Below are 24,068 nucleotides of genomic sequence, written 5' to 3'. Positions count from 1 at the left end.
GCGCGAGCACAAGAAGCTCGCTCTACGCCAAGCCGCATGACCAGCTTCATGATCGCCCATTTTGCAGAACTTGACGCACACAACCCGTTGTCAGCGCCGACTGGAGTCCCCCTCCCCCTTGTGGGGAGGGGTTAGGGGTGGAGGTCCTCTTCGCAGGAAATCCCTACGCCGCCCTTAACCCCTCCCATGCCGTGAACACCGACACGGCAAAGAGCAGCAGTCCGGCCGCCCGGCCGGCAAAAATGGTCGCCCTCGGATTGGCGATCAGAAGATTGCGGCTGCGGCCGCCCGTGATCGCCAGTCCGCCATAGATCGCAGCCTGGGTCACCACGGTCAGCAGCCCCATGATCGTCGCCTGCATCCAGATCGGACCGTAGTCCGGTTTCAGGAACTGCGGGTAGACGGCAAGCACGAACAGGTATGCCTTCGGGTTGATCAGGCAGGTCACAAAACCCTGGCGAAAGGCCTTCCATGCGGAACGGCTGCCGGCAGGCCCCTCCTGACCGACAGTGATGGAACTGCGCATCAGCGTGATGCCGATAAAGGCCATGTAGGCGGCGCCGGCAAGCAGAAGCGGCTTGAACAGGATCGGCACGAAATGCATCAGCAGGCCGACGCCGACGGCGCCGTTCAGCGTGTGCACCATGCCGCCGACCATGATGCCGCCAGTCGCGGCGAGACCCCTGTCGCGTCCGCCGGTCAGTGCATTGGCGAGCACGAAGAGCATGTCCATGCCTGGAACGGCGATGATGCCGAACAGCAGGATAAAGAAAAGCCAGAGATTTTCCGCATAATCCATGTCAGTTGCCTGCCGCCTCGCTCCGCCAAACCGCAGCGGAACCTGTTGATTTTCAATTCGATAGGCGCTCCTATAGATCAGCCCAACTGACAATGCTGTGTCAGTTGGGCTCGCAACCCGGGGGAAAAAATGCGCAAGGCGTCACGCCTGTTCGAGATCATCCAGATCGTGCGGCTGGCGCGGCAGCCGGTGACGGCGGCGACGATTGCCGAGCGGCTGGAAGTGACGGTGCGCTCGATCTATCGCGACATCGCAGCGCTGCAGGCGATGCGCGTGCCGATCGAGGGCGGACGCGGCATCGGCTACATCCTGCGCCCCGGCTTCGACCTGCCGCCGCTGATGTTCTCGATCGAGGAGATGGAGGCGATCGTCTTGTCGCTGGCGCTGTTGGAGCGCACGGGCGACAGCGAGCTCAAGCAAGCGGCCAAGCGCGTCAGCGCCAAGATCGCCGGCGCGGTGCCATCACCCTTGCGCCAGGTATTCGACGCCAATGCGCTGCATGCCTGGGGTTTCGCCGCGCCTTCTACCGGCGCGATCGACCTGGCGCTGGTGCGACGCGCCATCCGTGACGAGGAGAAGCTCTACCTCTCCTATCGAGACGAAATGGGCCGCGCCTCCGAGCGCCTCATCCGCCCGATCGCGCTCATCTACTACGCCGAAACCGCCAACATCGTCGCCTGGTGCGAGCTGCGCCAGGCGATCCGCAATTTCCGCAGCGACCGGATCGAGGATTGCCAGGCGACGGGGCTGCGGTTCAAGGGCGAAGGCGACCGCTTGCGACAGGTCTGGGTCAACGGCTGGGAGACGAACGCCTCGACCGCCGCGAGTTGAGTTCCAGCGCTTTGGTTCTGCCACCGACCCAAGCTAGATAGTTCTATTGCCCTATCTTCGCCGCTACGCACCCCAACGAGGGCAGCGGAGTGATACCATCCTTTGTTATCTCGTCCTGCCGGGACCTGTTGTCGCCATCGGCAGCGCAGCGATGAATCGCCTCTAAGATAAGCTTTCTGACAGGCTCTTGCGGGAGTGACATATACTCGAAATACGTGTCCTTGGTCGGAAAGCCGTTCACGTAATCAAGAGCTCCAAAGACGCACGCGTTAGTTTCCACCTTGTTGCCTATCCCAAATTTAGTCTTATCAACAAAAACCAAGCCAACCGAGATCCACGTCTTTCTGCTGGTAAATTTATATGCTGTGCAGCCATCACCACTGAGGCGCGCCGTATAGGCAAATGATTTATAACCCTGCAGTAATTTCGAATTCCCCAATAATTTCTCTATGTCATTTGCAAAGACGCCTGGGGAAACTGATATAATGGAAATCTGAGTTGTTCCACTCGTCCGAACTAGGTCGAAAATGCCATCTCGATTAGTTCTATATTCACTTACGGAACCATCTATCTCAGGGCCAGCGTTGATAATCTCATACGTTCTGGTGTAAGATGGCCATACTAAAATTTTCGCCCCTTGATCCAAATGTGACAAATACCTCAATGAGGCGCCTTTAACGCTTTGACCTATACCTTCTTCAGAAGCACCTGTTGCGATCATACTCAAGGAAAGGTAACTTGCAACTGCAAGTAAGAACCAGAAGTTTCTCGCTCCGAGTTTGATCATTTATTTAGCCCGGTGAAATTCCTAAATTTTGCCTTGCATGGGATATCACTTTTCCCATCACGACGAAATCGGCTGCGCCAAGGAGCCTCATCTGCCCGAATTGCGCCTATCCGCTATGCCGAAACCACCAACATCGTCGCTTGGTGAGTTCCGCCAGCCGATCGCAATTTCCGCAGCTGAAGCGCCCATCACCAGTCGTGCTCCCCAAGAATGATCACCTCACATCCACCCAGCGCTTTTCCTCGAACGAGCGCGCCATCGCGTGCACGGTGCGCTCGATCTCCAGCCCTTCGGCGAATTCGATGACCCGCGCAGGCTTACCGGCCAGGCGCGTCAGCAATTCGTGGCACTCGATGATCTTGAGGTCGTTGAAGCCGAGGCCATGGCCGGGCGCCGGCAGGAAAGCGTCGTACGGCTTGTGGTGGGGCGCCACCAGTATGGTGCGGTAGCCCTGCTCGGTCGGTCGATCGGCGGTGACATAGAGCTGGATTTCATTCATCCGCTCCTGGTCGAACAAGATCGACCCCTTCGAGCCGAAGATCTGGATGGCGATGCGGCCCTTGCGGCCCCAGGCCGAGCGGTTGACCAGCAGCGTGCCGGCAATGCCATTTTCCAGATGCATCAGCACGCTGGCGATGTCGTAGGTGTCGACCACGCGACGGCCGCCGCTGGCCAGCTTGCGATCGGCATAGGGTTTGGCCATGTCGCAGATGACGCTGGCGACGCGGCCGAACAGGGCTGAGACCAGCGACAGCGGATGCACGGCGAAATCGTCGAGCGCGCCATAACCGGAGGCCGCCTCGTGCTTCCAGAAGAACAGCGCCTCGGGATCGGCCATGAAGTCCTCGTCCATCTCGATGCGCAGATGGTTGACCTCGCCGATGATCTTCTCTTCCAGCAAAGCGCCGATGTGGCGGATGGCCGGGCTCTGGATGTAGTTGTAGCCGAGCGCCGCGACCTTGCCGGACTTGCTCGCCGCCGCAGCCATCGCCTCGGCCTCGGCAAAGCTCGGCGCCATCGGCTTTTCGCACCACAGATGCTTGCCTGCTTCGAGGATGGCGATGGCCATTTCCGGATGGAACTGGTTGGGCGTGGTCAGCGAGACGATATCGACTTCGGGATCGTTGACTACGGCACGCCAGTCGCCGGACGCCTTGGCGAAACCGAACTCGCCCGCCTTGCGCCGGGCGAGCTCTTCATTGACCTCGCCGAGATGGACCAGCCGTGGCTTGGCAACGTCGGGAAAGACGGCGCTGACGGCACTCCATGCTATGGCGTGACACTTGCCCATGAAACCCGTACCGATGAGACCGACGCCGACCATTTTCCGTTTCTCCACTGCTTGAAGCGTTACGTGGATGAATTAGTCCATTTTCATCCGAAATGGAATGTCTGCCTCATTTTTTATGGCGTTCTTGCGCAGGCTCGCTATGATGATGCAGAGAGGGACGCTTCACGCATGAGCTTGGACACAGCGACGATGGACGAACGGGTACCTCGCGATTTCGAGACGCTGCGCACCACCATCCTGGAGCGGCGCGAAAGCCTGCCGAAGCGCATCGCCCAGATCGCTGCCCATGCGCTCGACAATCCCGACGATATCGCCTTCGGCACGGCCGCCAGCATCGCCGCTTCGGCCGGCGTGCAGCCTTCAACCCTGATCCGATTTGCCCAGCAGCTTGGCTTCGATGGTTTCACCAGCCTGCAGCAGGTGTTTCGCGAACGGCTGCGCGAGCGCAACTCATCCTATGACGAAAGGCTGCAGGCGTTGCGCGCCAAGGCAGAGGGCGGCGCCGGCCATCGGGCGATCTTCGACGGCTTCGTCGCCGCGGCCAGCACCTCGCTCAACGACATTTCGCGCACGCTGGACGAAGCGCATCTGGAAGATGCTATTTCCCTGCTGGCAAAGGCGGAAACCATCTACGTGCTGGCCAAGCGCCGCTCCTATCCGGTGGCGTCCTACATCGCCTATGCGCTGGGCAAGCTGAAGATCCGCAACCAGTTGATCGAATCGGCGGCCGGGCTGAATGCCGAGATGATCGGCTTCGCAACGCCGGCGGATGCCGTCATCGCCATCTCCTTCTCGCCCTATGCGCCTGCCACCATCGAGGAGGCGCGCAGTATTTCGGAACAGGGCGTGCCGATCGTCGCCATCACCGACAGCTCGTTTTCCCCGCTCGCCCAGTTCGCCAAGGTCTGGTTCGAGGTTGCCGAGGCCGATTTCGCCGGCTTCCGCTCGCTGTCGGCGACAATGGCGCTGGCCATGGCGCTGACCGTCGGCGTCGGCGAGAAGCGACGCGACACGGGTCGGAAGCGCAAGGCCTGATCCACCGCCGAAAGGTACTTTTCCCCGAAGGAACGCTCATTCCATATTGACTATGGATTGGAATTATTATTTCATATTCCCGGCGCCACGCTGCCGCTCGCGCGTGTACCCCAACACAACAAGGCCGACGGGAGGTTCCAATGAGCGAAGCCGTGGACGCTGAATACGCGCCGCTCGACGTCATCACCATCGGTCGCGCTTCCGTAGACCTTTATGGGCAGCAGATCGGCTCGCGGCTGGAGGACATCACCTCCTTCGCCAAGTCGGTCGGCGGTTGCCCGGCCAATATCTCTGTCGGCACCGCCAGGCTCGGCCTGCGCTCGGCGCTGCTCACCCGCGTCGGCGACGAGCAGATGGGCCGCTTCATCCGCGAGCAGCTGACGCGTGAAGGCGTCAATGTCGACGGCCTGAAGACCGACAAGGAGCGGCTGACCGCTTTGGTGCTGCTGTCGGTCGAGGACGAAGGCGTTTCGCCGATGATCTTCTACCGCTCCGATTGCGCCGACATGGCGCTGGCGCCGGAAGACATCGACGAGGCCTTCATCGCCTCGGCGCGCTCGATCGTCGTCACCGGCACGCATTTTTCCAGGCCCAACAGCGATGCCGCGCAGCGCAAGGCGATCCGCATCATGAAGGCCAAGGGCGGCAAGGTGGTGTTCGACATCGACTACCGGCCGAACCTGTGGGGCCTTGCCGGCCATGCCGAAGGGTTCGAGCGCTATGTGAAATCGGACCGAGTCTCGGCACAGTTGAAGACGGTGCTGCCCGACTGCGACCTCATCGTCGGTACCGAGGAAGAGATCATGATCGCGTCGGGTGCCGACGATTGCCTGAGCGCCCTGAAGACGATCCGCTCGCTGTCGTCCGCCACTATCGTCCTGAAGCGCGGCGCCATGGGCTGCATCGTCTATGACGGACCGATCAGCGACGATCTCGAGGACGGTGTCGTCGGCAAGGGATTTCCGATCGAGATATACAATGTGCTCGGCGCCGGCGACGCCTTCATGTCCGGTTTCCTGCGCGGCTGGCTGGCTGGCGAAGATCATGCGACAGCGGCGACCTGGGCCAACGCCTGCGGCGCTTTCGCCGTGTCGCGGCTGCTCTGCGCGCCGGAATATCCGACCTTCGAGGAACTGCGGTTCTTCCTCAAGAACGGCAGCAAGCATCTGGCGTTGCGCAAGGACGAGGCGATCAACCACATCCATTGGGCGACGACGCGCCGGCGCGACGTCGCCTCGCTGATGGCGCTCGCCTGCGACCATCGCGTGCAGCTGGAGGATGTGGCGGCGAAGGCCGGCGCCGATCCGGCGCGGATCGAAGAATTCAAGGTGCTGGCGGTCAAGGCCGCGGCGAAGGTCGCTGCCGGCCGCGACGGCTACGGCATGCTGATCGACGAGAAACATGGCCGCAAGGCGATGTTCGAATTCGCCAGGCATTCCTTCGCCTGGCTCGGGCGGCCGGTGGAGTTGCCGGGTTCGCGGCCGCTGCGCTTCGAATTCTCGCAGGACATCGGCTCGCAGCTGGTGGAGTGGCCGGTCGATCACTGCATCAAGTGCCTGTGCTTCTACCATCCCGACGATCCGGCGGCGCTGAAGGACGAACAGCAGCAGAAGCTGCGCGCGCTGTTCGAAGCCGCGCGCAAGGTCGGCCGCGAATTGCTGGTCGAGATCATTGCCGGCAAGCATGGCAAGCTCGACGACACGACGATCCCGCGCGCGCTGGAGGAGCTCTATGCGCTCGGCATCAAGCCGGACTGGTGGAAGCTCGAGCCGCAGGCGTCGGCCGGCGCCTGGGCCAAAATCGAAGCGGTGATCCTGAAGCACGATCCGTGGTGCCGAGGCGTCGTGCTGCTTGGCCTGGAGGCGCCGCAGGACGAGCTGGAAGCGGCCTTCGCCGCCACCGCCAAGGCACCCATCGTCAAGGGCTTTGCCGTCGGCCGCACCATCTTCGTCCATGCGGCCGAGCAATGGCTGGCCGGCAAGATGTCGGATGACGAGGCGATCGCCGATATGGCGCAGCGCTTCGAACAGTTGACGGATGCGTGGCTTGCCGCGCGCGGCCGCAAGGCGGCATAAGAAGGCGCGGAATAGGACTGCGGAGGAAAACACCATGAGCAAGACAATCCGCCTGACGATGGCGCAGGCGCTGACCCGCTTCCTGTCGCGCCAGATGACCGAGATCGACGGTAGCAAAGTCCCCATCTTCGGCGGCGTATGGGCGATCTTCGGCCACGGCAATGTCGCCGGCATCGGCGAGGCGCTCTATCAGCTGCGCGACGAATTGCCGACCTTCCGCGCCCACAATGAACAGGCGATGGCGCATGCGACGATCGCCTACGCCAAGGCCAATTTCCGCCGCCGCTTCATGGCCGCGACCTCTTCGATCGGCCCCGGCGCGCTCAACATGGTGACGGCGGCGGCGCTCGCCCATGTAAACAGGTTGCCCGTCCTGTTTTTGCCGGGCGACGTCTTCGCCAACCGCATCCCAGATCCGGTGCTGCAGCAGGCCGAGGATTTCTCAGACGGCACAGCGACGGTCAACGACTGCTTCCGTCCGGTTTCGCGCTATTTCGACCGCATCACCCGGCCGGAGCAGATCATCCCGGCGCTCAGCCGCGCCATGGCTGTGCTGACCGATCCGGCCGAATGCGGCCCGGTGACGCTGTCGCTGTGCCAGGACGTCCAGGCCGAGGCCTACGACTACCCCGAGAGTTTCTTTTCCGAGCGGGTCTGGCACCAGCGCCGGCCTCGCGCTGATCGCCACGAGCTTGCGGCTGCTGTCGGCGCGCTCAAGGGCGCGAAAAAACCGTTGATCATCGCCGGCGGCGGTGTCCTCTATTCGCAGGCTTCGGACGAACTGGCCAAGTTCGCCGAGGGCGCCGGCATTCCGGTCTGCGAGACGCAAGGCGGCAAATCCTCGCTGCCGGACGACCATCCGCTCAACATGGCGGCGGTCGGCGTCACCGGCACTTCTGCCGCCAACCGGCTGGCTGAGGAAGCCGATGTCGTGCTGGCCATCGGCACGCGCCTTCAGGATTTCACCACCGGCTCGTGGGCGCTGTTCAAGAATTCCGGCAAGACCATCATCGGGCTCAACGTGCAGCCCTTCGACGCCGGCAAGCACCGCGCGCTGCCATTGGTGGCCGATGCGGCCGAGGGCCTGGCCGAACTCAGTGCTGCGCTGAACGGCTGGAAGGCACCTTCCACCTGGACCGACAATGCGGCCACCGGCAAGAAGGCCTGGCAGGCCGAGGCGGCCAAGGTGACGGCGTCGACCAATGCCGCCTACCCGTCCGACGCGCAGGTGATCGGCGCCGTGCAGCGCGCCATGGGCTCCGGTGTGACGCTGCTGAATGCCTCCGGCGGCCTGCCGGGCGAATTGCACAAACTTTGGCAGGCGGGCGCGCCCGGATCGTATCATGGCGAATATGGCTTCTCGACCATGGGCTACGAGATTGCCGGCGGGCTCGGAGCCAAGATGGCGAAGCCCGGCGATGAGATCGTCGTCATGATCGGCGACGGCTCCTACCTGATGATGAATTCCGAAATCGCCACTTCGGTGATGCTCGGATTGAAGCTGACCATCGTGCTGCTCGACAATCGCGGCTACGGCTGCATCAACCGGCTGCAGATGGCGACCGGCGGCGCCAACTTCAACAATCTCCTGAAGGACTCGCGCCACGAGGTCCTGCCCGACATCGACTTTGCCGCGCATGCGGCGAGCATGGGGGCGATCGCCGAGAAGGTGCCGTCGATCGCCGGGCTGGAAAACGCGCTGGAGAAGGCAAAGAAGAACAACCGCACCACCGTGCTGGTCATCGACACCGACCCGCTGGTTTCCACCGATGCCGGGGGCCATTGGTGGGACGTGGCGGTGCCGGAAGTGTCTGTACGGCCGCAGGTCAACGCGGCGCGCAAGGCGTATGACGAGAAGCGGAAGATGCAGACCGTCGGCGATTGATATAGGCGCTGCCACCCCTACCTCCCCCTTGTGGGGAGGTCGGACCGAAGGTCCGGGTGGGGGTCCGGCGCCACCCCCACCCCGCTGCTTCGCAGCGACCCTGCCCACAAGGGGGAGGGTGAACAAGAACCGGAGTGACTACTTGAAAGCCAAACTGGGCATGTCCCCCATTGCGTGGTGGAACGACGATCTTGCGGAACTCAGCGATGACGTGTCGCTGGAAGAATGCCTGCGCCAATCACGGTCGGCCGGCTTCACCGGCATGGAGATGGGCCGGCGTTTTCCCAATGACCCCGAAATCATGCTGCCGATCCTGAAGGCCGCCGACGTCACGCTGTGCGGCGGCTGGTTCTCGGGCACGCTGGTCGATGGGGAGATGGCCGACAACAAGGATCGCATCCAGCCGATGATCGACCTGTTCAAGGCGGTGAATGCGCCTTGCATCGTCTATGGCGAGGTCGGCCGCTCGATCCAGGGCGACCGCTCGAAGCCGCTGGCCACCAAGCCGAAGCTGTCGGATGACGAGATGAAGGCTTATGCCAGGCGGCTCGCCGAATTTGGCGAATGGTGCGCCGAGCAAGGCATGCCGCTCTCCTACCACCACCATATGGCGGCAGTGGTCGAGACCGAGCCGGAACTCGATGCCTTCATGCGCTATTCCGGAGCCGGCATTCCCCTGCTGCTCGATGCTGGACATCTGGCATTCGCCGGCGGCAACGTGCTGCGCGCTATCGACAACCATCATACCCGGATCAGCCATGTGCATGTGAAGGACGTTCGCATGGGGGTGATCGAAAAGCTCGATCGCACCAAACAATCCTTCCTCGACGCGGTGGCGCTGGGCGCCTTCACCGTGCCGGGCGATGGTTCGCTGGATTTCGGCGCCATCGTGCAGCGCTTCGCCGACCATGGCTATGAGGGCTGGTTCGTGGTCGAGGCGGAGCAGGACCCGAAGAAGAACCCGCCACTCAGGATGGCGCAGGTTGGCTACAAGGAATTGATGCGCGTCATGACCGCCGCCGGCTATACGGTCGAGACGCAAGGCTTTCCAAATGTCTAGTTTCCCAATGGCTGGTGCGACGGGTTCCCGGCGAGGCCGATTGCTGTAGATTGGCCCGATGAAAGATTCCGAACACCCCTTCTTCCGGCCTTTGTGGCGGCGCGTCGCCATCGTCGCGGTCTGCGTCATCTGGTCGATCATCGAGTTCGCCACCGGCACGCCGTTCTGGGGCATGATCGCGCTCGGCTTCGCCGGCTACGCCGTCTGGCAGTTTTTTTATCTCTATAAGCCGGCCGACGAGGCGAAGGCCGAGGCCGAACCGAAGGAGTGACTGATCGCATGCGTTGGCGATTGGCTTGCAGTGCTTCTAACTTCGTCATCCTAGGGCGGAGCAAGGAGCGCAGCGACGCGGCGCAGACCCTAGGATCCATGCCATGACTTTGAAGCTGGTGTGACGGTGCAGATTCTGCTCCGCTGTGCCCTTCGGCCGAGGCAACGGCATGGATCCTAGGGTCTCCGCGACGGAGCTTCGCTCCTGCTTCGCCCTAGGATGACGAAGTTGGAAGGGCGCCGGCCAATTTCCGAACGTTACGATGGCCTTTCAAACAAACGACTTGGCTTTACAGGCCTGCAACCGTCAGGCCACTGGAATAGGAGACAAAAATGTCGAAGCTGCTCGTCAAAGCCAATAAAGGCCATGGCCGGGTCGCCCATGTGACACCGCAAATCGCCGGCTGGACCTATGTCGGTTTCGACCTGCACCGGCTGAAGCCCGGCGAGCGCGCGTCCGGAAAAACCGACGATCGCGAAGTCTGCCTGGTGTTCGTCACCGGCAAGGGCACGGCGTCCGCCGGCGGCAAGGATCTGGGCCTGCTTGGCGAGCGCATGTCGCCCTTCGAGGGCAAGCCGTGGTCGGTGTATGTGCCTGAGGGTTCGGACTGGTCGGTGACAGCGGACACCGAACTGGAACTCGCCGTCTGCTCGGCGCCGGGCCTTGGCGGCGGGCTGCCGGTGCGGGTGATCGCACCGGACGATCTCGGCCAGGATGTGCGCGGCAAGGGCACCAACACGCGCTACGTCACCAACATATTGCCGGAGGGCGAGCCGGCCGATTCGCTGCTGGTGGTCGAGGTCATCACGCCCGGCGGGCATACGTCGAGCTATCCGCCGCACAAGCACGACCAGGACAATCTGCCCGCCGAATCCTATCTCGAGGAAACCTACTATCACCGTCTCAACCCGCCGCAGGGTTTTGCCTTCCAGCGCGTCTATACCGATGCCGACAAGAACGGCCATCGCGCGCTCGATGAAGCAATGGCGATCGAGGATGGCGATGTCGTGCTGGTGCCCCGGGGCTATCACCCCTGCGCCGCCTGCCACGGCTACGACCTCTATTATCTTAACGTCATGGCCGGACCGAAGCGGACGTGGAAATTCCACAATGCGCCTGAGCATGAATGGCTGATGAAGGCCTGACCGGTCGCTGCGTGAGCACTCGCTCCCTGGTCCAGCACGAAAAAATCGTCGGCTAATGACCCCGCCGCAGCGTTTTGTTACCTGAAAGCCAGCAAGGCTTCGTCAATTCGTCATGGAAATCACCTATGGCAGCGAAGCTGACAAGGACTTTCCATGCGTTATGCCCTCTATTTCACCCCCCGGCAGGACGAGCCGCTGGCGCGGATCGCCGCCGACTGGCTGGGCCGCGACCCGTTCGGCGCCGCGACGAGGCCGGTCGAAGCGGTGGCAGACCTGTCGGCGGCGGAAGTCGCTTTCCACACCGCTTCGGCGCGCCGCTATGGCTTTCACGCAACGCTGAAAGCGCCTTTCCGCCTGGCTGCCAACGAGACCGAAGCCTCGCTGCGCGCCGCACTCGACCAATTCGCCGAGGCGACGCCGGCGGTGACCATCCCGCGTCTCGTCGTGAGCCAGATCGACGGCTTCTTCGCACTGGTGCCGGAAGGGCCAGTGCCTGCGCTCAACCGGTTCGCCGATGACGTGGTGCGCGATTTCGACCGGTTTCGCGCACCGCTGAGCGAGGCGGAAATCGAGCGGCGCAGCCCGGATTCGCTGAAGCCGGCCGAGTTCCGCAACCTCTGCCAATGGGGTTACCCCTATGTCTTCGAAACCTTTCGCTTCCACATGACGCTGTCCGGCCGGGCGGGGTCACAGGAAAGCCCTCGTTTGCGCGCAGCGATCGACAGCCTGTTCGCGGAAGTGCTGCAACAGAAGGTGCTGGTGGATGCGTTGACCTTGTTTGTCGAAACCGAACCGGGTGCACCGTTCATGGTGCTCTCGCATCACGCGCTCGGGCGCCGCCCGGCCAGAAAAACCGCCTGAAGGACTGCCTGAAATGACCGCCGAGACTGTTCTCCACAATGCCCGCATCGTGCTTGCCGACGAGATCGTCGAGGGTTCGCTGGTGCTGCGCGACGGCTTTATCGCCGGCATCGAATCCGGCATCAGCCGCATCGGCGAGGATATGGACGGCGACTATGTCATTCCCGGGCTGGTCGAATTGCACACCGACCATCTCGAAGGCCACTACGCGCCGCGGCCCAAGGTGCGCTGGAATCCGATCGCCGCCGTGCTCGCCCATGACGCGCAGGTAGCGACCGCCGGCATCACCACCGTGCTCGACGCCTTGCGCGTCGGCATGGACGAAGACGCCGACCTGACATCGGCCGACATCCGCAAGCTGGCCGACGCAATCGAGGACAGTGTGAAGCAGGACCGTCTGCGCGCCGATCATTTCATCCATCTGCGCTGCGAGGTTTCGGCACCGGACTGCCTCAGGGCTTTCGCCAATTTCGACGGCGACGAGCGGGTCAGACTGGCGTCGCTGATGGACCATGCGCCAGGCCAGCGCCAGTTCGTCAACCTCGAGACCTATGCCTACTATTACCAGCGCAAGCTGAAGCTGACCGATCGCGACTTCAAGCTGTTCTGCGAAAAGCGGATGGCCGAATCGGCGCGCAATTCGGCGCCGAACCGGGCGGTGATATCAGCCGCCTGCCAGGAGCGCGGCATCGTGCTGGCCAGCCACGACGACGCCACATCAGGCCATGTCGACGAGGCGATCGAGCAGGGCGTGCGCGTCGCCGAATTCCCGACCACGGAAGAGGCCGCCAGGGCCTCGAAAGAGGCCGGGATGGGCGTGCTGATGGGCGCGCCCAACGTCATGCGCGGCGCCTCGCATTCGGGCAATGTCTCCGCCCGTACGCTGGCCGGCGACGGCCTGCTCGACATCTTGTCATCCGACTATATTCCCTTCAGCCTGATCCAGTCGGCGTTCTTCCTCGGCGATGTCGTCGAAGGCATTTCCCTGCCGCAGGCCGTCGCCATGGTCTCGAAGAACCCGGCCGATGCGGTTGGCCTGACCGATCGCGGCGTCATCGAACAGGGCCGCCGCGCCGATCTGGTGCGCGTGCGCGTCGACGACCATGTCCCGGTGGTGCGCACCGTGTGGCGGCAGGGAAGCCGGGTCGCATGATGGTGTCGGCATCGATCGAGCGGGAATTGTCGGCCGAGACGTTTCCGATCCGCGATGGCGTTTTCGTCGCCGTCGTCGGCCCAAGCGGCGCCGGCAAGGACACGGTGATCGGCTACGCCCGCGCCCGCTTTGCCGATGAGACAAGGCTGGAGTTCGTCCGCCGCGTCATCACCAGGCCGAGCGATGTCGCCAGCGAGGACCACGACACGCTGGCCGATGCCGCCTTCGTCGAGGCCGAAGCCGATGGCGCCTTCGCCATCTCCTGGGAAGCGCACGGCTTGCGCTACGGCATCCCCGTCGATGTCGACTGGTCCGTTGCCAATGGCCGTGTCGCTGTCGCCAATGTGTCGCGCGCGATCATCCCCTCCTTGCGCGAACGCTATGCCAATCTGGCCATCGTCGAGATCACCGCCTCGCCGGAGGTTCTGGCAGAGCGGCTGGCAATGCGCGGCCGCGAGTCACGCGGCGAGGTGCTGGCGCGACTGGCGCGCAGCGCCAATGTGAGCCTGTCGGGACCTGGCGTCACCTCGATCGACAACAGCGGCCCACGCGAGGCGGCCGGCGACCGTTTCGCCGAGGTGCTGCGCAAGGCGATGGCTTTTTCCGACATGTCGGGCCTGATCTAGGCTAGCCTTCAAGCGCAAAAGGCATGAACAAGACGGTGCCGGCAGCACTTTCGCCAGGGGCCAGCACGATCACGCCTTCCTCCGGATCGTCCCACCGGCCCCGGTTGAAAGCACCGGAGGCATTCGTTTGCGGCTCGACGCAGAAATACGGTTTTGTCGGATCGGCGTAGAGCATCAGATGCTTGAAGACCGGGTCGGCCTTGATCCGCAAGCCGGCACCGCGGGTTGGAAAACGAATGATCGCCTCGCCCCTCCAGCCGCCGTAATCACTGTTGCGCCAGCCGTTTGGCAAAGGCCGGTCCTCGGCAAAGTCGAGTTCGGGCGGAAGTGTGATCGGATCACCGGAAATGCCATCCGGCTCTTCGAGGTAGAAGCGCTTCGCCTCGAATTGCAATGTCACGTCCGGATCGCGATCGAACCAGGGATGCAGGCCAAAACCGAACGGCAAGGTAACCGGTCCGGTGTTGGTGAGCGTAATGGTGACGCTCAGCCCCTCTTCGGTGACCGCGAAAGCCTGCGTCGCTCGATAGGAATAGGGCTCGGCTCCGGCGGCAATGTCCAGCGTCAGCGTCGCGTTCGCGGCTGCTGTCTCGGTGACAGTCCAGGCGTGTTGCCAGCCGCTGCCGTGCACGTTGAATTTCTCCGGCGGATTGTTGGGCAGGACCTGCCAGCGCTGCGCCCCGAAGTCGAAAGCGTTCCCAGTGATGCGATTGGCGTAGGGCGTCATTGGAAACATGGCCACGCCAAGCACATTGCCGGTATCGCGATCCCCGTCCGAAAGCCGGCGCAGGAGATCGATGCCGCGCCAGCGCAGCGCGCTCACGCTGCCGCCGATTTGCGGCGCCAGTTCGGCTTCAAGCGCCCCTGCCCTCAACATCAACAGTTCAGGTTTCGCTCTCATGGCTTGCCACTCGTCCGCCACCGACATCCGGCATGATGTGGAGACGTCCCGCAATCGCAGAAGGGCGGCAAGGCCGCAACCATTTCATTCATGCCGCCAGGCGCCGACAAACGCGCGGCGCGTCTTGGCAGGGCGATTATTCCGCGGCCGCGCCGGAAGCGCTCTTGCGCGTGGCGTCGACCATCAGCCGCCGTTCCCGGAACACGCCCCATTGCTGGTCGACCAGCACGCCGATGAGGATGACGCCGCCCATCACCGCGAAGTTGAGCGAGGACGGGATGCCGAGCAGGTTGACGAGGTTCTGCAGCTCCTGCAGCAGCACCGTGCCGAGGATGACGCCGATCAGCGAGCCTTCGCCGCCGCGCAGCGAGAAGCCGCCGAGCACGGCTGCGGCGATGGCGTAGAGTTCGTAGAACTGGCCGTGGCTGGCCGGTGAGATCGAGCGCGTGTACATGGCGAAATAGATCGCCGACAGCGCCGTCAGCACGCCACAGATGACGTAGGCGGCGATGACGACGCGGCCGGTGCGGATGCCGGAATATTTCGCCGCCTCCTCGTTCTTGCCGATGGCGTAGAGATAGCGGCCGAACACCGAGCGGTGCAGCACCACCCACATGACGATCGAAATAACGATCAGCGCGATGAAACTGTTCGGCACGCCATAAGAGCGCCCGGCGGTGAGGAATTCGAGGTCGGGGAAATTCTGGCCGAACGCAAAACCCGCCGTGCCGTCGCCAGTGTAGAAGCGGGCGACGCCGCGGTAGATCAAAAGGCCGCACAGGGTGACGACGAAGGGCTGCAGCTTGAGCCTTGTGATCAGCCAGCCATGTGCCAGGCCGATGATGGCGCCAAGCACCAGGATGAGCACGAAGGCAACCGGCCATCCCATGCCACGCACGGCGATAAAGTCGATGAATAGCGTTCCGAGCAGCGCGACCACCGAGCCGACCGACAATTCGATGCCGCCGGTGATGATGACGAAGGCCTGGCCGATCGACAGGATGCCGAACAGGCCGATCAGGTTCGAGGTGTTGGCGAGGTTGATCGGAAGCAGGAAGCGCGGATTGATGATCGCAACGATCGCCCCGACCACCAGGATCAGGATCAGCAGGCCGAGATCTTTCTTGCTCATCGTCTTCTCCCCAATGCCCGCCCTGGAAGGTTCCGGACCGGAACCCGTGGCAAACAAGAAACTATTTCGGCTGCTTGCCCACTGCCAGCAGCAGCACGTTTTCCTGGCTGAACCGGTCCTTGTCGAGAATGCCGGAGATCTGGCCCTCATGCATGACGGCGATGCGGTCGGACACGCCGATCACCTCTTCCATGTCGGAGGAGATCATCAGCACGGCGACGCCGGCATCGGCGAGCGCCCGCATCAGCCCGTAGATTTCCGCCTTGGCGCCGATGTCGATGCCGCGCGTAGGCTCGTCGAGAATCATCACCTTCGGATTCATGGCCAGCCACTTGCCGAGCACGACCTTCTGCTGGTTGCCGCCCGACAGCGTGCCGGTGCGCGTCTGCACCGAAGGCGCCTTGATGCCGAGATCTTTCTTCTGTTTCTCGGCGGTGGCGGTCTCGGCGCTTGAGGACACCAGGGAGCGGCGCGCATGCGCCGGCAGATTGGGCAGCGAAATGTTCTGCGCGATCGACAGGTCGAGCAGGATGCCGGTCAGCTTGCGGTCTTCCGGGACCAGGAAGATGCCTTGCGCGACGGCATCCGCCGCGGAAGCCAGCGCAAGCGGCTTGCCGTCGAGTTCCAGCGCGCCGCCGAGCTTCGAGTCAATGCCGAAGAACACCCGCGCCAGTTCGGTGCGGCCGGAGCCGACAAGGCCGGCAAGACCGAGGATTTCGCCGCGCCTGACGTCGAGATCGACCGGGCGGCCGGGATAGGCAGGCGTGCGAATGGCCTTGGCCGCAAGCGCTACGGCGCCGGGCGCACGCGCCGCCTCCGAGGCTTTCTCGCGCTCCTTCAGCATGCGGCCGATCATCAGCTTGACCATCTGGTCGTGGCCGATGTCATGCTTGCCCAGCGTGCCGGCCAGCATGCCGTCGCGCAGCACGACGACGCGGTCGGCGACGCGCTCGACCTCGTGCAGGCGGTGCGAAATGAAGATGACGCTGATGCCGTCGGCCTTCAGCGCCTTGATGACGTCGAGCAATTTGTCGGTCTCGGCGAGCGGCAGGCTCGACGTCGGCTCGTCGAGGATGACCAGCCGCGCCTCGATCGACAGCGCCTTGGCGATCTCGACCATCTGCTGCTGCGCCAGAGACAGGGTCGCGACCGGCGTGTCGGCGGAAAAATTGGCGCCGACGCGCTTCAAAAGCGGCGCCACCATGGTGCGCAGCTTGGCGCGGTCGACGAGCCTGAGCGGCCCGGCGCGCAACGGCTCGCGGCCGAAAAAGATGTTGGCGGCGACATCGAGATTGTCGAACAGGTTGAGTTCCTGGTGGACGAAGGCGATGCCCGAACCCAGGCTGCCTTCGACGGAGAGCCTGTCATGCGCGGTGCCGTCGACGGTGATCGTGCCGCTGTCCGGCTTGGTGACGCCGCCGAGAATCTTCATCAAGGTCGATTTGCCGGCGCCGTTTTCACCGACGAGGCCGATGACCTCGCCCGGCCTGACCTCCATGGAGAAGCCGTCGAGCGCGACGACGCCCGGATAGGTCTTGCGCACGTTCTCGAGGCTGAGGAACGGCGTCGTTGCTGCGATGGATGTGTCGGAATAATTCATCATGCCTGACAGCGATTGGCGGGCCGACTTTTTGGCAGACTGACGATCCGCGTGCGGTTCGTCAATGCGAGCAGCCGGCCCAAGCGACGTTGAGCCGGCTGAACTGCTTCAAGTCTTATTTTCCGGCCATCGCCTTCAGATTGGCGGCGTAGGCGTCGACGTCATCCTTGCCGATGATCTTGGTCGGGATGATGATGAGGTTGCCTTCCGGGATGCCCGACTTGTCGCCCTTGAGATAGGCCGCCATCAGCTTCATGCCCTGATAGGCCCATTCGAAGGGCTGCTGCACGACGGTGGCGGCAATGGTGCCTTCCTTGACGCCGCCCAGCGTGATCGGATCGTCATCGAAGCCGACGACAGTGATCGAGCCGAGCTTGCCGGCGTCGCGCAGCGCTTCATAGATGCGCGGCGTATTGTAGGAGTAGAAGCCGACCATGCAGGTGACGTCGGGGCTGGCAACCAGCGCGTCCTCGACGTTCTTCTTGGCGCGCGCCTGGTCGATGTCGTCGCCGCGCACGTCGATCAGCTCGATCTTGGTTCCGGCGAGGCCGTCCTTCATGCCCTGGATGCGCTCCTTGGCATTGTCGGCGCCGAGCAGGCCAACGAAGCCGAGGCATTTTCCGCCATCGGGCATCGCCTTCTTGGCGATTTCGGCCGCCTGCTTGCCGGCATCGACATTGGACGAGCCGATATAGGCGACGCGCTTGGTCTGCGGGGCGTCCGAGTCGGTGGTGAACAGCGCCGTTTCCGAAGCGATCTTGTTGAGGCCGTCGGTCGAGGTCTTGGGATCGACAGCCGAGACCATGATGCCCTTGACGCCGGCGGTGACCAGATCGTCCATCAGCCGCTGCTGGATGGCGACCGAGGACTGCTCGGGATATTTGAGCTCGAGCGTATAGTCGGGCAGTTCGCCCTGCGCCTTCTTGACGCCGGCTTCGGCGGCCTTCCAGAAATCGGAAGCGCCGTTGACGACGAAGGCCAGCGTCGGCTTGTCTTGGGCGCGCGCGATGGCCGTGGCCGACAGGCCAAGCAGCAGCGCGGTCGCGGCTACGGATGCAGTTCGTATCAAGGATTTCATGTTCAACCTCCCGTTTGGCTCAGTCGTTGGACCGGCCGATCTTGCACTGACCTGATTTGCCGTTTGCAGCGTGGACGCCCTCCTCCTCAAAGGGGTTCCCGGCACCGAAAGAATGGCGTCGTTCCAGCCACGATCATGGACCTTAGAGACTCATCCTTCGTTCGTAAATAGTCCGATTTGTCTGACATATCACATATCCGAGACAAGGCTTGCGGAGGTAGGATCCGCTCGCCACCGGGCCATTTTTCGTACTCTCCCGCCGCCCCGGACGTGACCGGCCGGACGCGACGGATTGACGGTACAGCGCATTTTTGTATTAGTAAACAGTATTAGTTCCGAGCCAATGCCGGGGTTTCGCAGTGTGCCCGCCGCCGAGCCGTGGTCACCGCTGAGCCGCAGCCCAAGCCTTTCACCCTTTGAGTTTTGGCTTGTATGGAGATCCACGGCGGATGGACCTCCGGCGTACTAATAGTTATAAACGGCGTTGACGTTATCTCTATGCATCGATGGCGTCACGCCATCTTGCCGGCCTGACCGGCCTGCCAGACTGGGATTTGCCATGAGCGAGACGACGGATCGGGCCAGCGACACAGCGAGGCGGCGCAAGGCGCCGGCCAAGGGCGCCAAGGGCCGCGTCACCATGATCGATATCGCCAGGGCCGCCGGCTGCTCGCAGGCGACCGTTTCCTTCGTGCTCAACAATTCGCCGGGGATCAAGCTGTCGCAGCAGACCCGCGAACGGGTGATCGAAGCCGCGCGGACGCTTGGCTACACCGCGCCCGCCTTCGAGGCGCTTCACCCGGCGTTGCCTGCCTTCGAGGGGCCCGCCTTCGAAGGACTCGACGGGGTGATCGGCTTTGCCGTCGACCAGCTCGCCACCAGCCCGGAAGCCGTGGTCGCCATCGAGGGCGCGCGGCAGGCCTCGTGGAACGCCGGTAACGTGCTTCTGGTGGCGCAGACGCTGGGCGATTCCGTCATGGAGCCGCGCGCCATCGCCGCACTCACCAAGCGGGGCATTTCGGCGCTGATCTACATGACCATCTTCACCCGCGAGATATCAGCGCCCGATTACCTCTACGGCCTCGACATCCCGGTGATCCTGCTCAACTGCTACACGGCGGATTACGCCTTCCCGGCTGTGGTGCCGAGCGAGATCGCCGGCGGCCAGAGCTCGACCCGGCACCTGATCAGCCACGGCCACCGCCGCATCGCCACCATCACCGGCGAGCCGTGGATGCAGGCGGCACAAGACCGGCTGAAGGGCTACCGCCGCGCGCTCGCCACCGCCGACATCCCGTTCGACGGCGAATTGGTGGTCGAGGGCGACTGGTCGGCCAGCGCCGGCTACGCCGCGACCGTCAAGCTGCTGGCGCTGAAGGAAAAGCCCACCGCCATCTTCTGCCAGAACGACCGCACCGCGATCGGCTGCTACGAAGCGCTGAAGGAAGCCGGCCTGCACATTCCTGGGGATATTTCCGTGGTCGGCTACGACGACGAGGAAATCGCCCGCCACCTCTTCCCGCCGCTGACCACCTCGATCCTGCCGCACATGGCGATGGGCCAATGGGCGATCGAGCAGCTGGAGGCGCCGGCGGCGCCTGGGAGGGGGCGGTATCCGATTACGAAGCTGGAGTGCCCGCTGGTGGAGCGGGAGAGTGTGCGGGCGGTGGCGGGCTGAAGGCGGCTCGGCTGGCCAGCCAGCTCCGATCCGGGAGCCATGGACTGGATAAAAGGCCGGCGTGGAATATTTCATCCGTCGACAGGCTACCTAGATGTGATTGTCCAGCCAGTCTTCGGAAAGGTTCCTGACATGGCACTCAACGGTCCACGCCCGACCTGGCTTGCTTTCTGGTCGCTGACTTTGCTGGATCAGTCTAGTCCTTGCTTGCGCACTCATACGCAGTTGGTGACCGCGACGGATGGGCCGTCCACACTATTCTCAGGATGAGCCCAAATTTCGTGCTTGCTAATACTTCAGAATTCCAATGATTTGTGTTCCAATGGAAATGTGAGGCACAAAAGCGCTAGGATTCTCTGTGGCTAAACCGATACATCCATTTCCTGCCCGTATGGCGCCTGAACTGGCCCTCCATGGCCTTTCCGGACTGAATCATGGAGACGTCGTGCTCGATCCCATGACCGGCTCGGGAACAGTCTGTCGGCAGGCGTCGGACAACGGCTTGCGAGCGATCGGCCTAGATATGGATCCACTGGCGGTGCTAATGACCCGCACTTGGACGTCGCCGCAGGCTGACGACGTGTCCCAGGCATTCGCCGCAGAAGTGCTCATTGAAGCACGCACTCTTCCAGACGAAGTCCATTTAGACTGGATCGATGCCGAAACAGAGGCTTTCACCCGTTTTTGGTTTGCAGATCAGCAGAGAGGTCATCTGCGAAAAATAGCTGCAGTTCTCAATCATTACCGCAAGCAGAACCTTACCGGAAACGACGCGGCGGCACTCGACATTGTCAGCCTAGCGCTTAGCCGAATCATTGTGACCAAGGACAATGGGGCCTCGCTTGCGCGAGATGTTTCCCATAGCCGCCCGCACAAGGTTTCTGAGACATCCAACTTCGACGTCTGGCGCGGTTTTGAACTGGCCGCCTCCTCGATAGCCAAGAAACTTCAGGCTGAGCCACCCAAAGGTGGTGTTGGCGTGTTCCGGGGAGACGCTCGGTCGATGTCCGACATAGGCGACGAGACGATCGACGCGGTGTTCACATCCCCACCATATTTGAACGCCATCGACTATCTCCGAGGTCACCGCTTGGCTCTTGTTTGGCTCGGACATTCATTGCGGGAGTTGCGCAGCATCAGGTCTGATAGCATCGGTGCGGAACGGCGTCCGGATCGATCGGATGACGCTGAGGAGTTCCTGCGCGTGCGGGCTGCAATTGGAACTACGGCGCAGTTGCCTTCTCGCTTTAGCAACATGATAGACCGATATGTTCAAGACCTACGTCGCTTGATGGGTGAGGTTGCGCGCGTGCTTAAACCGAACGGACAAACGACATTCGTGATTGGCAATTCATGCCTGCGTGGCGTCTACATCGACAACGCCGGTGCTGTGATGAAGGCTGGGGAAGAATCCGGATTGGTGGTACACAGTCGTGTAGAGCGAGACCTACCAGAGGCCAGTCGATATCTGCCACTGACTTCTAATCAGCTAGAGAAGCGTATGAGACGAGAAGTCATTCTCGCCTTCCGCAAACCAAACCTCAACTGACCCTCAAGTTGCACGATTTTAAAGCAAAATTCTCGGATATATATCCGGTGCGTTGACAGATTATTCGCGCCCCGTGAAAAATAATTAGCGCAATTCCTAATATTTCTTGGAGATTCTTGTGGACAACGAAATGTTCGATCTGACCGCAATCACCGAGGCTGCCTCCCTCAAAGATCGCTACGAAAGCCAGCTGCAGATTATGAGGGACAAGGGCCTGGAGACGGAATTCGTCCAGGCTGCGGTGGAGGATGGACTGAACAATCTGGCAGGCGGCGGGAAGACCGCGTTTGTAATCTACGGAGACCCGCAAAGCGGCAAAACCGAGATGATGATCTGCCTGACGGCGAAGTTGCTGGACGTCGGCCACAAAGTCATCATTCATCTCATGAACGACAGCGTGGACCTCCTTGCTCAGAATCTTGAGCGCTTTGGATCGTCCGGTCTTTCCCCAGCCCCCATGAATTCGGTCGAAGCGATCAAGAAGGGTGTGTTCGACAGCGAGGCAATTATTTTCTGCAAGAAGAATGGTCGCAATCTGGCCAATCTGTTGCAAGCAATTGATGACGCCCGCAAAAATGGCCAAAGCGTCCAGTCGCTTGTCGTTATCGATGACGAAGCCGATTTTGCGTCACCTAACTCAAAGGTTAACATCGGGGGCAAGACACCGATCAACGAATATATCGATACACTAATTGGCCGAAACGGCATCTACATAGGCGTGACGGCGACGCCGGCGCGCCTAAACCTGAATCATACATTCGACAACAAACCAGAGCATTGGGTTCGGTTTCCAGCTCACTCCTACTATACTGGCCAGGATACTTTTTTCCCTGAAAATTTACAGGCATCAGTTGGGTATCGCAGAGTCTGGCTCGCCAATGGTGGCACCGAAGCTGAGGCTCGCACGGCCATCATTCGGTTTTGCGTCACGGTTGCCCATCTCAACCAAGGCACCGTCCAAGACAACTATTCAATGTTGTTCCACACCAGCGGCAAGAAGGCCCAGCACGAAGTGGACACGGCTACAATTGAGAGGTTGATCCAGGATCTTCGCATCAATAATGGGCCTATTTTTAAAGCCCTGGCGAGGGAAGCTTTCGACGTCGCTCAGAAACTCTACCCAAAGGACTCGGCCAATGATTTGGCTAAGTACGTGATCACCAATATATCGCGCTCCCGGCTTTTTGTCCTTAATAGCACGCGAGATAGAAATGCCCTGACTGGTAGCGCCACAAAACCCAGTTCGCCCTTTACATTCTATGTGGGTGGAAACGTTGTTTCGCGGGGCGTGACATTTGACAATCTGCTGGCGATGTTCTTCACACGTGACGTTGCCCATAGGCTTCAGCAGGATACCTATATCCAGCGGGCAAGAATGTTCGGCGCCCGAAATAAATACCTCGAGCATTTTGAACTTTCCATCCCCCAAAATCTCTACAATGATTGGCAGCGTTGTTTCGTGTTCCACCGACTCTCGTTGAAGTCGATTGAGAATAAGTTGGAGGCGCCGGCGTGGGTCGGCGACAAGCGTATCGCGGTAGCAGCACCCTCTAGCATCGACCAAACCACAGTACAGGTCGACAAGGGCGAAATGTCTTTTGCTATGTTTGACTGGGATGTCGCGCTCGACTCAGTGGCCAGCACGGCGCCTCACTCGGTCGCGACGTTGACTGCCATTCAAAAGGTCGTTGGCGAAACTGCCCTGCCGACCTACCTGATCGAATATCTCGCCCGGTACAACGGCAAAGAAACTATGGTCGTTCATGAATCGATGCTTATCACGAGATATCAGCAGGACATCCTTGACAAGATCGAGCGCCGGCAGGGCTTTCTCGGCAACAATCAGTTGGAGCCCAAGCTTTTTCCGGATGGACAGCACCACGTGCGTATAATTCGAAATCCGAACAACAAGGCGCGTGTCTTTTTCAAGATCAAGGACTCTACCTTCACCCGTCATACGCCCTGACGATCTATGAAATTACTGATATCTCTGGATACAAACCCACCTTTTATTTCAACTGTGTCGCCAAGATAGCTTCGCGATTGCGAACGTCTGCTTTGAGAGCCTATCGAGGGTGTCGTGCTGCCTGACATGGAGCGCAAAGCTGCCACCACAAGACACAGTGCCCAGCTTGGTCTGAAATGGACCATCGACACTTGGCGCACCCGACAGGATTCGAACCTGTGACCTCTGCCTTCGGAGGGCAGCGCTCTATCCAGCTGAGCTACGGGTGCTTCCCGGTGATCCGGAAAACGAACCAGCCGGTGGAACCGGCAAGTCACGGCTTCTTAGCGGAAGCAGGCGCAGGCT

At 61.7% G+C, this 24,068-nt stretch carries 20 protein-coding genes and 1 tRNA gene; 13 read left to right on the top strand and 8 right to left on the bottom strand.

Annotated elements, in window-relative coordinates:
- Nucleotides 1–163: 163 nt before the first annotated feature.
- Nucleotides 164–799, bottom strand: coding sequence for a LysE family translocator (locus NKJ00_RS05590; protein ID WP_352611021.1), 636 nt, complete (start codon nucleotides 797–799; stop codon nucleotides 164–166).
- A gap of 129 nt (nucleotides 800–928) precedes the next feature.
- On the opposite strand from NKJ00_RS05590, the gene NKJ00_RS05585 reads away from it, so the two are divergent.
- On the top strand, nucleotides 929–1,630 hold the full coding sequence (locus NKJ00_RS05585; protein WP_352611019.1) for a helix-turn-helix transcriptional regulator: 702 nt from the start codon (nucleotides 929–931) through the stop codon (nucleotides 1,628–1,630).
- Nucleotides 1,631–1,673: 43 nt separating this feature from the next.
- Here NKJ00_RS05585 and NKJ00_RS05580 read toward each other — a convergent pair whose 3' ends face one another.
- Nucleotides 1,674–2,417 carry a hypothetical protein gene (locus NKJ00_RS05580; protein WP_352629065.1) on the bottom strand — a complete coding sequence of 248 codons (744 nt, stop codon included), beginning with the start codon at nucleotides 2,415–2,417 and terminating at the stop codon, nucleotides 1,674–1,676.
- A 214-nt stretch (nucleotides 2,418–2,631) separates the two neighbouring features.
- Complete coding sequence (locus tag NKJ00_RS05575; protein WP_352611017.1) at nucleotides 2,632–3,741, bottom strand: Gfo/Idh/MocA family protein; 1,110 nt, start codon at nucleotides 3,739–3,741, stop codon at nucleotides 2,632–2,634.
- Between the two features lie 156 nt (nucleotides 3,742–3,897).
- On the opposite strand from NKJ00_RS05575, the gene NKJ00_RS05570 reads away from it, so the two are divergent.
- The 9 genes from NKJ00_RS05570 to phnN all read left to right on the top strand — a co-directional run bounded on the left by NKJ00_RS05570 (nucleotide 3,898) and on the right by phnN (nucleotide 13,819).
- A complete protein-coding gene (locus tag NKJ00_RS05570) occupies nucleotides 3,898–4,743 on the top strand; it encodes a MurR/RpiR family transcriptional regulator (RefSeq protein ID WP_032909097.1) in 846 nt (281 codons plus the stop codon).
- Between the two features lie 140 nt (nucleotides 4,744–4,883).
- Nucleotides 4,884–6,818: a bifunctional 5-dehydro-2-deoxygluconokinase/5-dehydro-2-deoxyphosphogluconate aldolase gene (locus NKJ00_RS05565; protein ID WP_352629063.1), complete on the top strand. Its 1,935-nt coding sequence runs from the start codon at nucleotides 4,884–4,886 to the stop codon at nucleotides 6,816–6,818.
- 34 nt (nucleotides 6,819–6,852) lie between these two features.
- Nucleotides 6,853–8,703, top strand: a complete 1,851-nt coding sequence (gene iolD, locus NKJ00_RS05560; RefSeq protein ID WP_352629061.1) for a 3D-(3,5/4)-trihydroxycyclohexane-1,2-dione acylhydrolase (decyclizing) — start codon at nucleotides 6,853–6,855, stop codon at nucleotides 8,701–8,703.
- 142 nt (nucleotides 8,704–8,845) lie between these two features.
- Nucleotides 8,846–9,763, top strand: a complete 918-nt coding sequence (gene iolE / locus NKJ00_RS05555; RefSeq protein WP_023810666.1) for a myo-inosose-2 dehydratase — start codon at nucleotides 8,846–8,848, stop codon at nucleotides 9,761–9,763.
- Nucleotides 9,764–9,821: 58 nt separating this feature from the next.
- On the top strand, nucleotides 9,822–10,034 hold the full coding sequence (locus NKJ00_RS05550) for a DUF3329 domain-containing protein (RefSeq protein ID WP_023810667.1): 213 nt from the start codon (nucleotides 9,822–9,824) through the stop codon (nucleotides 10,032–10,034).
- A gap of 332 nt (nucleotides 10,035–10,366) precedes the next feature.
- Nucleotides 10,367–11,179, top strand: coding sequence for a 5-deoxy-glucuronate isomerase (gene iolB / locus NKJ00_RS05545; RefSeq protein ID WP_352629059.1), 813 nt, complete (start codon nucleotides 10,367–10,369; stop codon nucleotides 11,177–11,179).
- A gap of 153 nt (nucleotides 11,180–11,332) precedes the next feature.
- A complete protein-coding gene (locus tag NKJ00_RS05540) occupies nucleotides 11,333–12,040 on the top strand; it encodes a DUF1045 domain-containing protein (RefSeq protein ID WP_128305891.1) in 708 nt (235 codons plus the stop codon).
- Nucleotides 12,041–12,053: 13 nt separating this feature from the next.
- Nucleotides 12,054–13,193 (top strand): alpha-D-ribose 1-methylphosphonate 5-triphosphate diphosphatase, encoded by a 1,140-nt coding sequence (locus NKJ00_RS05535; protein WP_352585694.1) that lies wholly within the window; start codon nucleotides 12,054–12,056, stop codon nucleotides 13,191–13,193.
- Nucleotides 13,190–13,819: a phosphonate metabolism protein/1,5-bisphosphokinase (PRPP-forming) PhnN gene (gene phnN / locus NKJ00_RS05530; protein WP_023810671.1), complete on the top strand. Its 630-nt coding sequence runs from the start codon at nucleotides 13,190–13,192 to the stop codon at nucleotides 13,817–13,819. Before NKJ00_RS05535 ends, phnN begins: the two co-directional genes overlap by 4 nt.
- Before the next feature lies 1 nt (nucleotide 13,820).
- Here the strand turns inward: phnN and NKJ00_RS05525 are convergent, their stop codons facing one another.
- From NKJ00_RS05525 to NKJ00_RS05510, 4 genes are all read right to left on the bottom strand, one after another.
- Nucleotides 13,821–14,720: an aldose 1-epimerase gene (locus tag NKJ00_RS05525; protein ID WP_031213037.1), complete on the bottom strand. Its 900-nt coding sequence runs from the start codon at nucleotides 14,718–14,720 to the stop codon at nucleotides 13,821–13,823.
- Nucleotides 14,721–14,856: 136 nt separating this feature from the next.
- Nucleotides 14,857–15,852, bottom strand: a complete 996-nt coding sequence (locus NKJ00_RS05520) for an ABC transporter permease (protein WP_023810673.1) — start codon at nucleotides 15,850–15,852, stop codon at nucleotides 14,857–14,859.
- Between the two features lie 61 nt (nucleotides 15,853–15,913).
- Nucleotides 15,914–17,452, bottom strand: coding sequence for a sugar ABC transporter ATP-binding protein (locus NKJ00_RS05515; protein ID WP_352585709.1), 1,539 nt, complete (start codon nucleotides 17,450–17,452; stop codon nucleotides 15,914–15,916).
- A 115-nt stretch (nucleotides 17,453–17,567) separates the two neighbouring features.
- Nucleotides 17,568–18,530, bottom strand: coding sequence for a sugar-binding protein (locus NKJ00_RS05510; protein WP_352585697.1), 963 nt, complete (start codon nucleotides 18,528–18,530; stop codon nucleotides 17,568–17,570).
- A gap of 559 nt (nucleotides 18,531–19,089) precedes the next feature.
- Here NKJ00_RS05510 and NKJ00_RS05505 point away from each other — a divergent pair.
- The 3 genes from NKJ00_RS05505 (at nucleotide 19,090) to NKJ00_RS05495 (ending at nucleotide 23,723) form a co-directional block, all read left to right on the top strand.
- Nucleotides 19,090–20,208: a LacI family DNA-binding transcriptional regulator gene (locus NKJ00_RS05505; protein ID WP_352629056.1), complete on the top strand. Its 1,119-nt coding sequence runs from the start codon at nucleotides 19,090–19,092 to the stop codon at nucleotides 20,206–20,208.
- A 445-nt stretch (nucleotides 20,209–20,653) separates the two neighbouring features.
- Nucleotides 20,654–21,757, top strand: coding sequence for a hypothetical protein (locus NKJ00_RS05500; RefSeq protein ID WP_352629054.1), 1,104 nt, complete (start codon nucleotides 20,654–20,656; stop codon nucleotides 21,755–21,757).
- A gap of 130 nt (nucleotides 21,758–21,887) precedes the next feature.
- Nucleotides 21,888–23,723, top strand: a complete 1,836-nt coding sequence (locus NKJ00_RS05495; protein WP_352629052.1) for a Z1 domain-containing protein — start codon at nucleotides 21,888–21,890, stop codon at nucleotides 23,721–23,723.
- Between the two features lie 192 nt (nucleotides 23,724–23,915).
- Here NKJ00_RS05495 and NKJ00_RS05490 read toward each other — a convergent pair.
- Nucleotides 23,916–23,992, bottom strand: a tRNA-Arg gene (locus NKJ00_RS05490).
- Nucleotides 23,993–24,068: the final 76 nt, after the last annotated feature.

Source organism: Mesorhizobium sp. M0227 (assembly GCF_040321855.1).
In the GTDB taxonomy this organism is placed as follows: domain Bacteria; phylum Pseudomonadota; class Alphaproteobacteria; order Rhizobiales; family Rhizobiaceae; genus Mesorhizobium.
The sequence above is the reverse complement of the archived record's forward strand: the minus strand, read 5'-3'. Positions and strand labels throughout refer to the sequence as shown.

Excerpts from the sequence above, each read along its gene's own strand:
- NKJ00_RS05570 (WP_032909097.1), top strand. The coding sequence starts at position 3,898 with ATGGACGAACGGGTACCTCGCGATTTCGAGACGCTGCGCACCACCATC.
- NKJ00_RS05515 (WP_352585709.1), bottom strand. The coding sequence starts at position 17,452 with ATGAATTATTCCGACACATCCATCGCAGCAACGACGCCGTTCCTCAGC.
- NKJ00_RS05580 (WP_352629065.1), bottom strand. The coding sequence starts at position 2,417 with ATGATCAAACTCGGAGCGAGAAACTTCTGGTTCTTACTTGCAGTTGCA.
- NKJ00_RS05540 (WP_128305891.1), top strand. The coding sequence starts at position 11,333 with ATGCGTTATGCCCTCTATTTCACCCCCCGGCAGGACGAGCCGCTGGCG.
- NKJ00_RS05525 (WP_031213037.1), bottom strand. The coding sequence starts at position 14,720 with ATGAGAGCGAAACCTGAACTGTTGATGTTGAGGGCAGGGGCGCTTGAA.
- NKJ00_RS05535 (WP_352585694.1), top strand. The coding sequence starts at position 12,054 with ATGACCGCCGAGACTGTTCTCCACAATGCCCGCATCGTGCTTGCCGAC.
- NKJ00_RS05505 (WP_352629056.1), top strand. The coding sequence starts at position 19,090 with ATGAGCGAGACGACGGATCGGGCCAGCGACACAGCGAGGCGGCGCAAG.
- NKJ00_RS05495 (WP_352629052.1), top strand. The coding sequence starts at position 21,888 with ATGTTCGATCTGACCGCAATCACCGAGGCTGCCTCCCTCAAAGATCGC.
- NKJ00_RS05510 (WP_352585697.1), bottom strand. The coding sequence starts at position 18,530 with ATGAAATCCTTGATACGAACTGCATCCGTAGCCGCGACCGCGCTGCTG.
- phnN (WP_023810671.1), top strand. The coding sequence starts at position 13,190 with ATGATGGTGTCGGCATCGATCGAGCGGGAATTGTCGGCCGAGACGTTT.
- NKJ00_RS05585 (WP_352611019.1), top strand. The coding sequence starts at position 929 with ATGCGCAAGGCGTCACGCCTGTTCGAGATCATCCAGATCGTGCGGCTG.
- iolD (WP_352629061.1), top strand. The coding sequence starts at position 6,853 with ATGAGCAAGACAATCCGCCTGACGATGGCGCAGGCGCTGACCCGCTTC.
- NKJ00_RS05550 (WP_023810667.1), top strand. The coding sequence starts at position 9,822 with ATGAAAGATTCCGAACACCCCTTCTTCCGGCCTTTGTGGCGGCGCGTC.
- NKJ00_RS05520 (WP_023810673.1), bottom strand. The coding sequence starts at position 15,852 with ATGAGCAAGAAAGATCTCGGCCTGCTGATCCTGATCCTGGTGGTCGGG.
- NKJ00_RS05590 (WP_352611021.1), bottom strand. The coding sequence starts at position 799 with ATGGATTATGCGGAAAATCTCTGGCTTTTCTTTATCCTGCTGTTCGGC.
- NKJ00_RS05575 (WP_352611017.1), bottom strand. The coding sequence starts at position 3,741 with ATGGTCGGCGTCGGTCTCATCGGTACGGGTTTCATGGGCAAGTGTCAC.
- NKJ00_RS05565 (WP_352629063.1), top strand. The coding sequence starts at position 4,884 with ATGAGCGAAGCCGTGGACGCTGAATACGCGCCGCTCGACGTCATCACC.
- iolB (WP_352629059.1), top strand. The coding sequence starts at position 10,367 with ATGTCGAAGCTGCTCGTCAAAGCCAATAAAGGCCATGGCCGGGTCGCC.